Below are 15,944 nucleotides of genomic sequence, written 5' to 3'. Positions count from 1 at the left end.
ATAATGGAAATACGACGCTAGAGGGGAAGATGACCATATGTCTGATTATGAACAATTTATAGAAGGTATTAAGCGCAAAACAGGAATAGATTTAGCGTTATATAAAGAAGCGCAAATGAAAAGACGATTAACCTCTCTTTATGAGAAAAAGGGCTATCGTAATTTTGTAGACTTTCTAAAGGCACTTGAACAAGATCGTGATTTAATGAATGAATTTTTAGATCGTATGACGATTAATGTTTCTGAATTTTATCGCAATGGAAAGCGTTGGGAAGTATTACAAAAGAAAATCTTGCCGAAGCTATTACAAACAAATAAGCGTTTAAAAATTTGGAGTGCTGCTTGTTCAACAGGAGAAGAGCCATATTCTTTAGTAATGGTATTATCTCAATTGGTGCCTTTATCTCAAATTCAAATTATTGCTACTGATTTAGATGAGAATGTCATACAAAAAGCGAAATTAGGTGTTTATCCTGAACGTTCTTTAGCAGAGGTGCCAAGTGACATTAAAGCAAAGTATTTTGAACAAGAGGGCTCCTACTATCGAGTGAAGGATGAAATTAAGCGTTGTGTAACCTTTAAGAAACATAATTTACTGAATGATTCCTACGACAGCCATTATGATTTAATTGTTTGTCGCAATGTCATGATCTATTTCACAGAAGATGCAAAAGATCAAATTTATAATAATTTTAGTAAAGCCCTGCGCAAAGATGGCATTTTATTTGTTGGCTCAACAGAGCAAATTTTTAATCCAGCACGTTATGAATTTGATGTAGAGGACACGTTCTTCTATCGGAAAAATAGCTAATAATATGGATGAAAAGCTTTGTACAAACGACCAAAATAGTCTTGTACATATAGTAAGCAAGTATTAAACATAGATATTTCATACGCTTTTCGCTTATCATAAGCAAAGGCGTATTTTTTATAAAATTTAGCACTTCACTTTAGTAGTGCAACGAGTACTTTGTCAAATGCATGTTGTATCGAAGGCGAAACGTCAGCGGCAATTATGCTGTAGCGTAATGGATACAATTCAGCACGCCATTTCAGTAGTACACCGATTTCCTTTATAGACGTCGTTCAGAATATTCGCATTTAGAACGATGGAAATGGGGTGTACTGAAAAGACATTTGTAAAAGGACTGTTTTTTTAAAGAATATATGTTATAGTGAAAAATACATACTTTAGCGAGTTGAAGGGAGAAAGTGTTTATGCGTTACTTAACAGCAGGAGAGTCACACGGACCTCAATTAACGACAATTATTGAGGGTTTACCGTCACTCTTACCCATTACAGCAGAAAAAATTAATCATGATTTAAAACGACGCCAAGGAGGTCATGGACGGGGGCGCCGCATGCAAATCGAAACAGATACAGTAGAGATTGTTGCTGGTGTTCGACATGGTCAAACACTTGGCTCTCCTGTCGCACTAGTTGTAACAAATGATGACTGGAAGCACTGGACTAAAATTATGGGTGCTGAGCCATTAGCAGATGATATTAATCCTGAAGATATTAAGCGTCAAATTTCACGACCTCGTCCAGGTCATGCGGATTTAGTTGGGGGCATGAAATATGGTCACCGTGATTTACGCAATGTATTAGAGCGTTCTTCTGCACGTGAAACAACTGTGCGTGTAGCAGTCGGCTCTGTGGCAAAAGCTTTACTCAATGAATTAGGCATTTCCATTGTTGCACATGTGACTGAAATCGTAGGAATTAAGGCAGATACATCTGTACTAGAAGGAAAAACAACAGAAGAAATTCGTGCTATTGTCGAAGCAGATCCTTGTTACTGTGCTGACCCTGTAGCGTCTGCCAAAATGGTAGAGGCTATTGATGAGGCGAAAAAAGCTGGAGATTCTATCGGTGGTGTTGTAGAAGTCATTGTCGAAGGTATGCCAGCAGGTGTCGGCTCTTATGTGCATTATGATCGTAAGCTTGATGCGAAACTAGCAGCAGCCATGCTATCTATCAATGCATTCAAAGGTGTAGAATTTGGTCTAGGTTTTGAAATGGCACGACGTAAAGGCTCTGAAGTGCATGATGAAATTATTTGGTCTGAAGAAGAGGGCTACACACGAGCAACGAATCGACTCGGTGGCTTAGAGGGCGGTATGTCAACAGGAATGCCGATTGTCGTACGTGGTGTCATGAAACCAATTCCTACATTATACAAACCATTACAAAGTGTGGATATCGAAACAAAAGAGCCATTTAAAGCAAGCGTTGAGCGCTCTGATAGCTGTGCAGTACCCGCAGCATCAGTAGTTGCAGAACATGTTATTGCCTGGGAAATAGCGAATGCTATTTTGGAGCAATTTCATAGTGATCAACTACCTCAATTACAAGCTCAAATTGACGAGCATCGTCAATATACAAAGGGGTTCTGATTTATGCGTGTACCAGTTGCAACAAAATCGGATCAGTATGAAGTTGTTCTCGGTCATCAATTTCTAACTGAAGCTGTTCAAGCATTTGCAGATAAACTTCAAAAAGCAGATAAGCTGATCGTATTTACAGATAGCAATGTTTGGGCTGCACAGGGAGATTATTTCAAGGCAAATTTCCCATATGATTTTGAGGTCTTTATTTTACCTGGTGGTGAAGCCTGTAAAACCTTTGAACAATACAATGCTGCTCAAACATTTTTATTGGAACAAAAATGCTCACGGAAATCATTTGTTTTTGCTTTTGGGGGTGGAGCTGTCGGCGATTTAACAGGCTTCGTTGCGGCAACCTATATGCGTGGAATTCCTTTTATTCAAATTCCAACGACCATTTTAGCCCATGATTCTGCAGTTGGTGGTAAAACAGCTATTAATCATCCGTTAGGAAAGAATATGATTGGTGCATTTTATCAGCCTGAAGGTGTTATTTACGATACGGCTCTTACCGAAAGCTTATCCGAACGTGAAGTGCGTTCAGGAACAGCAGAGTTAATTAAACATGCGATGATTTCTGATTCTATTTGGTTAGAGGAATTAATGACAGCTGATTCAGTGATTCATTTTAATCAAAATGAACTGGCCAAGCAGCTGAAAAAAGGAATTGAAGTGAAAGCTCAAATCGTGGCTGAGGATGAAACAGAGCAGTCCGTTCGGAAATTTTTAAACTTAGGCCATACATATGGACATGCCATTGAGGCAGCAGCTGGTTATGGCAAAGTAGCACATGGAGAAGCCGTAATGATGGGGTTGGTCTATAGCCTATTGTTAAGCGAGCGTTATGGAAAGCTGGAGCGAGCTTTCACCAAGTCATTTTTACAGTTCGCAGTGAAAAATGGCTATCCATTTGAGCCTGTGAATGATTATTCATTTGAACAGTTAACTAGTTATTTAATGAAAGATAAAAAAGTGGAATACGGCATTTTACAGTTCGTTCTTTTGGAGGAAATAGGTAAACCTTTTGTGAGAGCCATTGATTTAGAAGAATGCAAAGAAGTAGATGCCGAATATAGACAGTTATTAGCGGAGGTGCTTGTATGATTCGTGGACTTAGAGGAGCAATAACAATTGAATCGGACAGGCCAGAGCTTGTATGGGATGAGACAGCAAGATTAGTGCGTGAGGTTGTGGCAGCAAATCATGTGGAGATCGATGATATTGCATCAATCCTTATTTCTACAACGCCAGATATTACCTCTGCATTTCCTGCCCGTGCAGTACGCTTGATGGACGGCTGGCAATATGTCCCTGTTATGTGTACACATGAAATGGATGTGCCGAACGCTTTACCTTTATGTATTCGTGTATTAATTCATGCGAACGTAGAGGTAGCCCAAAAAGATGTAAAGCACTTGTATCTCAACGATGCAGTGAAATTAAGACCAGATTTGGCGCAGGCTAAATAAGTAGAGGAGATGTTTTAGATGAAGTGGAAACAACAATTGGACGGTATGCAAGCATATAAGCCAGGGAAACCAATTGAAGAAGTACAACGTGAATACGGCTTAAAGGAAGTCATTAAATTGGCATCGAATGAAAATCCGTTTGGGTGCTCACCTAAGGTAACAGCTTATTTACAAAATAATGCAGTGAATCATGCCCTTTATCCAGATGGCTATGCACAAAATTTACGTACAGCTGTTGCGGATCATCTAGGTGTCAAGGAAACACAGCTTCTTTTTGGCAACGGCTCTGATGACATTATTGCTATTATTACGCGTGCACTGTTGTATCCAGGAGTAAATACGATTATGGCGGATCCTTCCTTCTCTCAATACTGGCACAACGCTGAAATTGAAGGTGCTGAGGTACGAAAAATTCCTTGTGTTGAAGGTGCCCACGATTTAGATAGCATGGCAGCTGCAATTGATGACCAAACATCGATTGTTTGGGTATGTAGTCCAAATAATCCTACAGGAGTTGTCATACCTGATACGGCATTACGTGCTTTTCTTGCAAAAGTACCAAGCGATGTCCTTGTCGTGTTGGATGAAGCTTACATTGAATATGTAACACATCCTGGCCATAAGGATACGTTACCAATCATTGATGAATATCCGAATGTACTTCTATTACGTACATTTTCTAAAGCCTATGGACTAGCTTCATTCCGTGTTGGCTATGCGATTGGGCAAGCTGGCGTTATTGCTAAGCTTGATCCTGTTCGCGCACCATTTAATAATACAATCTTAAGTCAAGCTGTGGCAGCTATTGCACTCAGCGATCAAGCTTACATTGAAGCATGTCGTGAAGCCAATGAAAACGGCAAAAAGCAATATGTAGAATTCTGTGAAAAGCATAATTTAAAATACTTCCCATCTGATACGAACTTTATTTTCTTTGATACTCAAGCTGATAGTGATGTTGTCTTCCAAGAGCTGATGAAAAGAGGCTTTATTGTCCGCAGTGGCAATGCTCTAGGATTACAAGGGTTTATCCGTGTCACAATTGGTACAGAGGCACAAAATGCAGCATTACTTAGCCAGCTTGACGAAGTATTAACACAGCAAGGAGTATTTGCATGACACGCAAAGTACTCGTTATTGGGCTAGGCTTAATCGGCGGTTCGATTGCCCTTGCTTTGCAAAAAGCACCCGAAACAAAAATTATTGGCTATGATATGGATACACAAACACGTGAGCATGCAAAAACATTAAATATTGTGCATGAGATTGTCACAGATCCGCAGGCTGTTGCGGCAGATGTCGATATCATTATCTTTGGTACACCTGTTAATGCAACACTTGCGTGGATGGAGCAATTAAAATCATGGCCATTAAAAAATAAAGTCATTGTAACAGATACTGGGAGTACAAAAAAATTAATTATGCAAAAGGCCAGCGAATTACGTGAGCTTGGCATTACATTCATTGGTGGACATCCAATGGCAGGTTCTCATAAAAGTGGTGTGTTGGCTGCAAAGGCGCATCTTTTTGAAAATGCGTATTATATGCTGACGCCGCTTGCTGGAGAAGAAATCGTTCATATGGCTAAGCTTGAAAGTTTGCTAAAATTTACACATGCAAAAGTAGTCAGTGTATCTGCGAGTGAACATGACCATATGACAGCTGTGGTGAGTCATTTTCCACATGTTATCGCAGCCTCACTGGTCCATCAATTAGGTGAGGAAAATGGAGAATACCCGATGACACGCTCGCTTGCAGCAGGCGGTTTTCGTGATGTTACACGAATTGCTTCCTCGAACCCCGTTTTATGGCGAGATATTACGCTACAAAATCGTGAGGAGCTACTTACTCAGTTAGAAGGCTGGGAAAAAGAAATGACTCGCATTAAGGAACTGCTGACGGATGGTTCTTCACAGGCTATTGAAAACTATTTTTCTGTTGCCAAAGAGCTAAGAGATGAATTGCCGATTAGTGCAGGGGCCATGTATACGCCATTTGACTTATATGTTGATGTTCCTGACTATCCAGGCGTTATTTCAGAAGTGACGGGCTTGTTAGCGGATGAAGCGATCAGTATTACGAATCTACGAATCGTTGAATCACGTGAAGATGTTTTCGGTATTCTCGTTATTAGCTTCCAAAGCGAAAATGATCGCGAACGTGCTGCGTCATGTATCCAACAACGAGCAAATTTCGAAACGTATATTTCATAGCATAAGAAAGCGTCGGTATTTCGGCGCTTTCTATCTTCATATTGAAGGGAAGAAAGTTTATGAGTGAAAAAATTTTGCAATACAATAGGCCTTCTTTACAGGGCACTTTAACCATTCCAGGCGATAAATCTGTATCCCATCGTTCTGTCATGTTTGGAGCCATTGCTAGCGGGACAACGACAGTAGAGGGCTTTTTACTAGGGGAAGATTGTTTAAGTACAATCGATTGCTTCCAGAAGCTTGGCGTTCAAATTGAGGTCGAAGGAACTAATGTAACGATTCATAGTCCAGGCATGGATGGCTGGCAGGAGCCAACAGACGTGTTGTATACGGGTAACTCTGGCACAACAACACGCTTAATGTTGGGTATTTTAGCTGGTTCTTCGGTTCATTCCGTGATGACGGGGGATGCATCTATCGGCAAACGACCAATGCGACGTGTGATAGACCCACTGCGTCAAATGGGTGCTCATATTACAGGGCGTGCTGACGGGCAGTACACACCCCTTGCTATACAAGGTACAAAACTACAGGCCATCAATTACAAGATGCCTGTAGCAAGTGCACAAGTGAAATCTGCTATTTTACTAGCAGGCTTGCGTGCTGAAGGAACAACGATTGTTAGAGAAATGGAAGTTTCAAGAGATCACACAGAGCGAATGCTGCGACAATTTGGTGCACAGGTAGAAGTAGACAATGGCGTTGTCTCCATTGAAGGCGGACAGTCTCTCAGCGGGACACATGTTGCTGTTCCAGGGGATATTTCCTCGGCAGCCTTCTTCTTAGTGGCAGGAGCCATTTGTGAGCATAGTCACGTAACATTAAATAATGTTGGTATTAACCCAACGCGTGATGGCATTGTCGAGGTACTTGAAAAAATGGGCGCAACAATGACCGTGACACCGAATGAGGATAATCAAGCTGAACCTACAGCAACCATTCAAATGGCCACATCTACTTTAACAGGCACAACAATTGAGGGGGACATTATTCCTCGTTTAATTGATGAAATTCCGATCCTTGCCTTACTCGCTACGCAAGCACATGGTCAAACAATCATTAAAGATGCTGAGGAGCTAAAAGTGAAGGAAACGGATCGCATCACGGCGGTTGTAACTGAATTGAAAAAGCTAGGTGCACAAATAGAAGCAACAGAAGATGGAATGATCATTAATGGACCAACACCATTAAAAGGTGCAAGTCTTCGCACATACGGCGATCATCGAATTGGTATGATGGGGGCTGTTGCAGCTCTAATTTCGGATGGAGCCGTAACATTAGATGATGCACAATGCATTGCTGTATCCTACCCATCGTTCTTTGAACATATTGAGGCAGTGAAATAACAATTCAAGATAGACTCTCCAGCTTTTGGGGAGTTTTTTCTTGTTTCAATGGTAAATGTTTTGTAGCATAAAGGTATCAATGAAAGAATAGGTGAATGACTGTGAACAATGCGATGACTGAAATGATGCAAGCACTTGAACAAGGGGACTTAGCATTAATAGATCAGCTACTAGAATCATTTTTAACGAAGGAGCTACCTGAGGAGATTTATGCACTCGCTGAGATTTTTATGCAGTATGGGTACATGAAAGAAGCTGACCGTGTGCTGGAGCATTTACAATTTTTATTCCCAGAAGAGGCACAGTTAAAAATAGATCGTGCAAATGTATTAATGGAGCTTGGTGATGAAGATGAAGCATTGGATTTACTATTAGAAATCGAAGAAGCATCACCAGAATATCCGCAAGCCTTATTAGTTCTAGCCGATTATTATCAAATGCAGGGGTTATTTGAGGTTGCAGAAAAACGTATAAATGAAGCATTAGCGATTTTACCTGACGAGCCGTTATTACATTTTGCTAAAGCAGAACTTTTATTTGAAACAGGTCGTTTTTTAGAAGCTGCAAGGTTGTACGAAGACTTATATGAGCAGCAAAATGAATTTGCAGGTATTCAACTTGTTGAACGATTGGCAGAGGTGTATCGTGCAGGGGCTGCCTATGAAACGGCTTTTGATTATTATGTCAAGGCCCTTGAGGATGAGGTAAAGCCAGATATTTTATTTGGAGCGGCTTATTCCGCTTTCCAATCACAAAAGTACGAGATGGCTATTAAACAACTAGAGGAATTGAAAGAATTAGATCCGGATTACTTCTCAGCCTATTTATTGCTTGCGGAAAGCTATGCTATGACAGAGGATAATAAAAAAGCTTATGGGGCCATTCAAGAGGGGCTAAAACGCGATGAATATGATAAATCATTGTATTTATTTGCTGGTAAAATGGCGTTGAAAAATGGTTTGCCAGAAGAAGCGGAGCAACATCTGCGAGAAGCTATAGCGTTGGATCCTGAGTACATGGAGGCGGTATTAGCCCTTATTTCTGTGTTGGGACAACAGGAGCGTCATGAGGATGTTATCGAATTATTTGAAACGCTACAGCAAAATGATTTTGAATGGAGCACATTATATCCATTTGCAGCAGAGGCATATGAAAATTTAGAATTGTACGACCGTGCATACGAATTTTACCGTTTGGCATATAATGATTTTAAGGAAGACGCAACATTTTTAGAAAAATATGTTTACTTCTTATTAGAGGAAGGAAAACGTTCAGAGGCAAAAGAGGTTCTTGGACAATTAATCAACATTCAACCGGGTGAACCAGAGTGGCAAGAGAAGTTAGAAGCCTTAGAATTTGAGTAAAGGAGGGAGTGGGTATGACTGCTTCTGTATCAGTTGTTGATAAAAAAGCATTTGTTCGATGGTTTTTAAAAAATTATCAATTGAAACGTCGTGAGTGTGTATGGATTTTAAATTATTTATTAAGCAATGATGACTTACTAAAAAGAATCCGATTTGTGGAAGAAGCTCACTATTGTCCTAGAGCGATGGTGATGTCGACAGTAGACTCAACAGGTGTACCTTTTCGTTTCTACAAAGGCAATGTGATGACAGCAGATGCTGAGAAGTCTTTCCATGATTTACGCTTACATGAACAAGAAGATATGTATATACAATTGAATTTTCCAAATATACCACCAAGTGCACAATACTTAGCAGTTCTCGAAGAAAACCCTTATATGCCAGAAACACTGCTAGTCAGTGAAAAAGATCGTTTACTGGCAGAAGAGCTGCTTTCCAATAGCTTACTCGTATTCCAAGAAGAAAAATTACTCGCACAAATTGATGAAGCCCTCGACCAGGGAGATGAAGAACGCTTTTATGAATTGTCTAATTTGTTACAAGCATTAAAGGAAACGGCTAATTTACGTTAATCATAGGTAAAAATTGAATGTCCTTTATCCACTTCAATATGGTAACATTACTAGTGAATGAATGATTGTTTTCACTTTTAATTGGGTATCCTATTTTAGAGTGGATAAGGGCATTTTTATTTTGCGATAAAAGGAGGTTTGTTGAATGTATTTTAATGCAAACGATGTGACATCGTTTCTGGCACAGAAGGATTTCATTGATACCGCTATTGTTCCACTTGTATCCATCGATCTCTCTTCTGAAAAAATGAAACAGAGTGGTGCCGAAGTAGATTTTGTTATGTCTTTAACTTCGTTTATAGAGCAACAGTTCAAAGGCCGTTTATTAGTTATGCCACCATTTTCTTATATGACAAATTTAAAAAACGATGAATTTCCACAGCAATTAGAAGCACAATTACATAATGCTGGATTTAAGCATGTGTTCTTCATTACTTGTGACCACTATTGGACAAAGAGTGAAGAGAAAGTCAATATAGTTTGGTTACCAGCTATTCCGTTAGAGAGCATGGATGCAAGTGTGAAAAAATCTATTTTAGAAGATCAATTACGCCAGGTGATTCCAATGCTTTCGACTAAATGGGCACAGATTTAACAATTAGTTTCAATAAATGTTCACATTCTCCAGCTTTCCACAGAATGCTATATTGACCAAGCTATGGACTTGATATATCATATATATGTCCTAGTATTACTATTTGTAAAAGTATGTCCGTTGGACTGACCTTTAAGTTAGAGGGGGGAAAATAATGAGTAATAATCGAGTTTCACGTCGTCAATTTCTAAGTTATACTCTTACTGGTGTAGGTGGATTTATGGCGGCAGGTATGTTAATGCCGATGCTTCGCTTTGCAATTGATCCAGTGTTACAAAAGCATGATGGTGGAGATTTTGTAGAAACAGAGCATAAAATCGCTGACCTCACTGAAGAGCCTGTCAAAGTTGACTTTTCATTCGAGCAAGTGGATGCATGGTACAAATCGAATGTTACAAACGTAGCGTGGGTTTATAAAAATGGCGATCAAATCATTGCTCTATCACCTGTTTGTAAGCATTTAGGATGTATGGTTGATTGGAGTGGAGATTCTGGACACCCAGATCAATTCTTCTGCCCATGTCACGCAGGTCGTTACGAGAAAAACGGGAAAAACGTTGCAGGTACACCGCCTCTAGGTCCGTTGGATGAATTTGAAGTACAAGAAAAAGATGGCTATTTAATGATTGGTCCAGCAAAAGCAAATACTCTAGTTAAATAAGTAAGGGGGTACGACAACAGTGCTAAATAAAATTTATGATTGGGTCGATGAACGCCTAGATATTACACCGATTTGGCGTGATATTGCCGACCACGAAGTGCCAGAGCACGTTAACCCTGCACATCATTTTTCAGCATTCGTTTATTGCTTTGGTGGATTAACATTCTTCATCACAGTAATTCAAATTCTATCTGGTATGTTCCTAACAATGTACTATGTACCAGACGTTGTGAATGCCTGGAAATCAGTTTATTATTTACAAAACGAAGTAGCATTTGGTGAAATCGTACGCGGTATGCACCACTGGGGAGCTTCATTAGTTATCGTAATGATGTTCTTACATACACTTCGTGTATTCTTCACAGGTTCTTATAAAAAACCTCGTGAGTTAAACTGGATGGTTGGTGTAGGTATTTTTGGTGTAATGATGGGTCTTGGCTTTACAGGATACTTATTACCATGGGATATGAAAGCATTATTCGCTACTAAAGTAGGTATCGAAATTGCTGCATCTGTACCGTTTATCGGTGGGATGATTAAAATATTATTAGCGGGTGACACTACGATTCTTGGTGCTCAAACGTTAACTCGATTCTTTGCGATTCATGTATTCTTCTTACCTGCAGTATTGTTTGGGTTACTTGCAGCGCACTTTATCATGATTCGTCGTCAAGGAATTTCAGGACCGTTGTAATTGTCTTGACGGTTCGATGATCTTTAAAAGGAGGGGACACTATGCATCGCGGAAAAGGAATGAAATTTGTCGGCGATTCTCGTATTAAAGCGAATCACAGAATGCCGAATGTTCCAAAGGATTATTCCGAATATCCAGGTAAGACGGAAGCTTTCTGGCCGAACTTCTTACTGAAGGAATGGATGGTAGGTGCTGTATTTTTAATTGGATACTTATTATTAACTGTCGCTCACCCGTCACCACTTGAAGGGCCGGCAGATCCAACTAGAGCATATACACCGCTACCGGACTGGTACTTCTTATTTATGTATCAACTTTTAAAATACTCATTTGCTTCTGGTCCATACAATGTAATCGGAGCTATTGTAATTCCAGGTCTTGCATTTGGAGCGCTATTATTAATGCCATTTTTAGACAAGGGTCCAGAACGTCGTCCATCTAAACGTCCATTACCAACAGCGTTCATGTTATTAACTTTAGCTGCTATGTTCTACCTAACTTGGGAGTCAGTTGTTAACCACGACTGGGAAGCTCAAAAAGCTATGGGTGCGATTGTAGAAACAGTTGAGTTCGATAAAGAATCAGAAGGTTATAAAGTTTACGCTGGTTCAGCATGTATTACATGTCACGGTGAAGGTTTAGAAGGTGGAGCTGGAGCGCCTACTCTAATGAACACAGGTTTAACTGCTGATCAAATTAAGGACATTGCTCATAACGGTACTGAGAGCGGTAAAATGCCACCAGGATTATGGACAGGTTCAGATGAAGATCTTCAAAAACTTGCTGAATTCATCGAAAGTTTAAAAGCAGAGTAATAGTAAAAGAGTCAGGGAACTGGCTCTTTTTTTCTACCTTGTTATACTATTGGGACTGAGAGCCAAGTTAAAAGGTTCCCTGGTATAAGAATTTTTAGCGAAAAATGTCGAAAAATATTATTTTGTCTGGATTCAGCAAGTATTAGTTGTATCGAAAGTGAAGCATCAGCGGCAAAATTAATGGGACAAATAAGCGCATTAAATCAACAAACTAACACATATTGATGGTGAGGAACAATTGAAATGTAGAGGGATTGCTCTAGGATTTCAGAACAATACATAACGAATGTTTTTTAAGAACGGAAGGAGTTGACTTCATGCAACTAACAAGAGCAAATATTTGGTATCTTCTGACCCATAAATCATTCTTAATAGCACTGCTCATTATTAATCTATTAGGGACAATTTACGGCTATTATTGGTACGGTTGGCAGCTGGCTATTACCAAGCCGATTTTTTATATTTTTGTTCCTGATAGCCCGACAGCTAGCCTATTCTTCTGTTTTGTGCTGATAGCGTGGATTATAGGAAAAAGCTGGCCACTAATGGAGGTGCTCGCTCTCGTTACATTGGTGAAGTATGGTCTTTGGGCAGATGTTATGAATATTTGGACATTGATTGAAACTGGTACCATTGGCTGGCAGGGCTGGATGTTAGTTGGATCGCATTTTGCTATGGCAGTCCAAGCTATACTTTATTTGAAGAAGTATGTCTTCACTTATTGGCATGTAGCTATAGCAGCAGTGTGGACATTGCATAATGATGTCATTGACTATGTGTTTGGTCAAATGCCTATGTATCGAGATTTAGCTCAATACACAAGCTATATTGGTTACTTTACGTTTTGGTTATCCATTGCGTGTATTTTTCTTGCGATTTTCTCAATTAGGCAGCGCAAATATTTGCCGAATTAAGGTATAAATTATAGAATTATAGTATTGAGGTAGAAAGGGGTTAGAAAATTGTCAACTAGCATGTATATTGTTTATTTTGCCATTATTATGCTGCTCCCACTTTATGCACAGATGAAGGTAAAGGGGACGTATAAGAAGTTTGCAAAACAACGTACAATGAAGGGGCAGACTGGTGCAGAGGTAGCGCGTGCGATTTTAGATGCGAACGGCTTATATGATGTACGAGTTGTGCCAACGCAAGGTGTGTTGTCTGATCATTATAATCCGGCAACAAAAACAGTTGCTTTATCAGAAAGTAACTTTTATGAAGCGAGTGTTGCAGGTGCTGCGGTTGCTGCCCATGAGGTAGGTCACGCCATCCAACATAAAGAAGCTTATTCTATGCTTACATTACGTAGTAAGCTCGTTCCCGTAGCAAATATTTCGTCTAATATGTCTTGGATTTTTGTAATGATTGGTATTTTTGCAAGTAGTACGAATTTCTTGCTGTTAGGTATCATATTATTAGCAGCAGGTGTTGTTTTCCAATTAGTGACACTGCCAGTGGAATTCGATGCTTCAAAGCGTGCCTTAGTTCAAATGAATTCATTAGGTATTGTTACAAATGAAGAAGAACGTCCGGCACGAAAAGTGTTAAGTGCAGCAGCGCTAACATATGTAGCGGCGGCAGCAGTAGCCGTACTTGAGTTATTACGTTTAGTGTTAATTTTTACAAATATGCGTAGCGACGACTAAGAAAAAACTTGTTATAGTGGTACACCACTATAGCAAGTTTTTTATCTTCGTATGCTTAATGCAGTGGCTGCTTTTGATCGTCTAAGGTGAAGCCTTCCCCAGCCACATCTCGTACTTCTATAATGGAAACAAAGGCGTGCGGGTCGACTTCATGCACAATTGATTTTAATCGTACAACTTCATTGCGGCCAATGACACAATAGATCACTTCTTTAGGCTGTTTGGTAAAATGACCATGACCTTCTAAGATCGTTATCCCTCGCTCCATTCGTAGCGCGATCGTTTCAGCAATTGCACCAGACTTTTCAGATATAATAAGAGCACCACGTGCAGCGTAGGCACCTTCTTGGACAAAGTCAATAACACGAGCACCTACAAATACAGCAACTAGTGTATACATCATCGATCGAGCATCTAAGAACGTTAGCCACGAAAGGATAATGACAATGGCATCGAAGACAAACATAGTTTTCCCCATACTCCAGCCAAAATATTTATGACCAAGCCGAGCCAAAATATCGACTCCACCTGTAGTGCCGCCAAAGCGAAAAACAATACCAAGTCCAAGTCCGACGAAGACACCAGCAAAAAGTGCCACAAGTAACATGTCATCCTCTAAATGAATGGTAAATTGGTATTTTTGAAAAATCTTTAGAAAAAGAGAGACAGATAAAGTGCCGACAAGTGTATAGACAAATGATTTCTTTCCAAGCAATCGATAACCTATGATAAACATGGGAATATTTAATAATAGGTTCATTAAGGCGGGGTCCCATCCTAATGTAAAGTACAGTATGAGTGTAATCCCACTTAGCCCACCTTCACCCAGCTGATTTTGGATGTTGAAGTGAACAAAGCCGAAGCTAAAAACGGCGGCTCCGAGCATAATTGCGATAATATTACGAATTTTAATCTGTTTTAGCATTTGACCTCCTGTAGTTCCAAACAAATGAAGTAATGTTATCTATTATCTGACATTTTATTGGTTTTGACAACAATGGTGTAAATTTTATAGGATGGTAAATAGGAGCGTGATGATAATGACAGATCAATTAACAATGCAAGCATTGCAACAGCGTGTTGATGATTATATAGGACAATTTAAAGAAGGCTATTTCCCACCATTTGAGCTACTTGCGCGTTTAACAGAAGAATTAGGTGAACTGTCACGTGAGGTTCAGGATGTATATGGCCAAAAAAAGAAAAAAAGCACAGAGGACACAAATAGCATTGAAGAAGAGCTAGGAGATTTTCTCTTTGTACTAGTATGTTTTGCAAATGCACAAGGTATTAAACTAGATGAAGCACTTTTACGCGTCATACATAAATTTGAAACTAGAGATAAGGATCGTTGGACTAGAAAGGATGAAGAATGATGTCGATTCGTGTAGCCATTGCGGGTGCAAGAGGAAAAATGGGGGCTGAGGCTGTACATACGGTCATGAAACATGACAAAATGGAATTAGTAGCTGTACTAGATTATAAGGAAGTAGGAAAAACATTAGCTGATTTAGACATGTTTCCAGCAAGCTATACGGTACCTATATTTACTGAAATGCATGACCTTGTAGAAGTCACTGCACCAGATGTATTAGTAGATTTAACCAACCCACATGCAGTCTATAAGCATACTAAGGAAGCATTGAATTTAAATGTACGACCTGTAATTGGTACAACAGGATTTACAGATACACAACTAGAAGAATTATCAGCCATGGCCAAAGAAAAAGAGTTGGGTTGCATTATTGCACCAAACTTTGCGATTGGCGCTATCCTAATGATGAAATTTGCAAAAGAAGCGGCCAAATACTTACCAGATGTAGAGGTTATTGAAATGCACCATGATCAAAAGCTCGATGCACCATCTGGGACAGCGTTAAAAACAGCACAGCTAATACAAGAGGCCCGTATGCAAAAGACTCAAGGACACCCAGAGGAAAAGGAAACCATTAAAGGTGCAAGAGGTGGAGACTTTGATGGCATGCGCATTCACTCCGTTCGTTTACCTGGTTTAGTGGCACACCAGCAAGTATTATTTGGAGGAGATGGGCAGCTACTGACGATTCGCCATGATTCATTAAACCGAAACTCCTTCATGTCAGGCGTTGCATTTTGCATAGAAGAGGTTATGAAAATGGATCAGCTTGTTTATGGTTTAGAAAACATCATCTAAAG

General features: G+C 39.7%; 18 protein-coding genes. 17 read left to right on the top strand and 1 reads right to left on the bottom strand.

Annotation, left to right across the window (positions count from 1 at the left end; all coding sequences use genetic code 11):
• The first annotated feature begins 37 nt into the window (after window positions 1-37).
• The 15 genes from CRI88_RS00900 (at window position 38) to CRI88_RS00830 (ending at window position 13,769) form a co-directional block, all read left to right on the top strand.
• Window positions 38-811: a CheR family methyltransferase gene (locus CRI88_RS00900; RefSeq protein ID WP_036123217.1), complete on the top strand. Its 774-nt coding sequence runs from the start codon at window positions 38-40 to the stop codon at window positions 809-811.
• Window positions 812-1,218: 407 nt separating this feature from the next.
• Window positions 1,219-2,400, top strand: a complete 1,182-nt coding sequence (aroC, locus tag CRI88_RS00895; protein WP_036123213.1) for a chorismate synthase — start codon at window positions 1,219-1,221, stop codon at window positions 2,398-2,400.
• A gap of 3 nt (window positions 2,401-2,403) precedes the next feature.
• Window positions 2,404-3,495 (top strand): 3-dehydroquinate synthase, encoded by a 1,092-nt coding sequence (aroB, locus tag CRI88_RS00890; RefSeq protein WP_058844251.1) that lies wholly within the window; start codon window positions 2,404-2,406, stop codon window positions 3,493-3,495.
• On the top strand, window positions 3,492-3,860 hold the full coding sequence (gene aroH, locus CRI88_RS00885; RefSeq protein WP_036123206.1) for a chorismate mutase: 369 nt from the start codon (window positions 3,492-3,494) through the stop codon (window positions 3,858-3,860). Before aroB ends, aroH begins: the two co-directional genes overlap by 4 nt.
• 18 nt (window positions 3,861-3,878) lie before the next feature.
• Entirely contained in the window at window positions 3,879-4,979 is a 1,101-nt protein-coding gene (gene hisC / locus CRI88_RS00880) for a histidinol-phosphate transaminase (protein ID WP_058844252.1), read from the top strand.
• Window positions 4,976-6,073: a prephenate dehydrogenase gene (locus CRI88_RS00875; protein WP_058844253.1), complete on the top strand. Its 1,098-nt coding sequence runs from the start codon at window positions 4,976-4,978 to the stop codon at window positions 6,071-6,073. Before hisC ends, CRI88_RS00875 begins: the two co-directional genes overlap by 4 nt.
• 59 nt (window positions 6,074-6,132) lie before the next feature.
• Window positions 6,133-7,419, top strand: coding sequence for a 3-phosphoshikimate 1-carboxyvinyltransferase (gene aroA, locus CRI88_RS00870; protein ID WP_058844254.1), 1,287 nt, complete (start codon window positions 6,133-6,135; stop codon window positions 7,417-7,419).
• A gap of 95 nt (window positions 7,420-7,514) precedes the next feature.
• Entirely contained in the window at window positions 7,515-8,783 is a 1,269-nt protein-coding gene (locus tag CRI88_RS00865) for a tetratricopeptide repeat protein (protein WP_080717083.1), read from the top strand.
• Window positions 8,784-8,797: 14 nt separating this feature from the next.
• Window positions 8,798-9,355: a ReoY family proteolytic degradation factor gene (locus CRI88_RS00860; protein WP_036123193.1), complete on the top strand. Its 558-nt coding sequence runs from the start codon at window positions 8,798-8,800 to the stop codon at window positions 9,353-9,355.
• Between the two features lie 145 nt (window positions 9,356-9,500).
• Complete coding sequence (locus tag CRI88_RS00855; protein ID WP_036123190.1) at window positions 9,501-9,950, top strand: YpiF family protein; 450 nt, start codon at window positions 9,501-9,503, stop codon at window positions 9,948-9,950.
• 154 nt (window positions 9,951-10,104) lie between these two features.
• Window positions 10,105-10,611 carry a QcrA and Rieske domain-containing protein gene (locus CRI88_RS00850; protein WP_036123187.1) on the top strand — a complete coding sequence of 169 codons (507 nt, stop codon included), beginning with the start codon at window positions 10,105-10,107 and terminating at the stop codon, window positions 10,609-10,611.
• A gap of 19 nt (window positions 10,612-10,630) precedes the next feature.
• A complete protein-coding gene (qcrB, locus tag CRI88_RS00845; protein WP_036123184.1) occupies window positions 10,631-11,305 on the top strand; it encodes a menaquinol-cytochrome c reductase cytochrome b subunit in 675 nt (224 codons plus the stop codon).
• Between the two features lie 41 nt (window positions 11,306-11,346).
• Window positions 11,347-12,120 carry a menaquinol-cytochrome c reductase cytochrome b/c subunit gene (locus CRI88_RS00840; RefSeq protein ID WP_036123182.1) on the top strand — a complete coding sequence of 258 codons (774 nt, stop codon included), beginning with the start codon at window positions 11,347-11,349 and terminating at the stop codon, window positions 12,118-12,120.
• Window positions 12,121-12,437: 317 nt separating this feature from the next.
• Window positions 12,438-13,034: a lipoprotein heptaprenylglyceryl N-acetyltransferase LhaT gene (locus tag CRI88_RS00835; protein ID WP_058844255.1), complete on the top strand. Its 597-nt coding sequence runs from the start codon at window positions 12,438-12,440 to the stop codon at window positions 13,032-13,034.
• 60 nt (window positions 13,035-13,094) lie between these two features.
• Window positions 13,095-13,769, top strand: coding sequence for a zinc metallopeptidase (locus tag CRI88_RS00830; protein WP_058844265.1), 675 nt, complete (start codon window positions 13,095-13,097; stop codon window positions 13,767-13,769).
• Window positions 13,770-13,824: 55 nt separating this feature from the next.
• Here the strand turns inward: CRI88_RS00830 and CRI88_RS00825 are convergent, their stop codons facing one another.
• Window positions 13,825-14,694 carry a YitT family protein gene (locus tag CRI88_RS00825; RefSeq protein WP_004232676.1) on the bottom strand — a complete coding sequence of 290 codons (870 nt, stop codon included), beginning with the start codon at window positions 14,692-14,694 and terminating at the stop codon, window positions 13,825-13,827.
• Window positions 14,695-14,809: 115 nt separating this feature from the next.
• On the opposite strand from CRI88_RS00825, the gene CRI88_RS00820 reads away from it, so the two are divergent.
• Together CRI88_RS00820 and dapB are read left to right on the top strand one after the other, a co-directional pair.
• Entirely contained in the window at window positions 14,810-15,145 is a 336-nt protein-coding gene (locus tag CRI88_RS00820) for a nucleotide pyrophosphohydrolase (protein ID WP_036124534.1), read from the top strand.
• Window positions 15,145-15,942 (top strand): 4-hydroxy-tetrahydrodipicolinate reductase, encoded by a 798-nt coding sequence (gene dapB / locus CRI88_RS00815; RefSeq protein ID WP_058844256.1) that lies wholly within the window; start codon window positions 15,145-15,147, stop codon window positions 15,940-15,942. Before CRI88_RS00820 ends, dapB begins: the two co-directional genes overlap by 1 nt.
• The last annotated feature ends 2 nt before the right edge of the window (window positions 15,943-15,944 follow it).

The organism is Lysinibacillus fusiformis (assembly GCF_002845985.1).
GTDB classification, from domain to species: Bacteria; Bacillota; Bacilli; order Bacillales_A; family Planococcaceae; genus Lysinibacillus; species Lysinibacillus fusiformis_D.
This window is presented reverse-complemented; position numbering and strand designations above follow the sequence as displayed.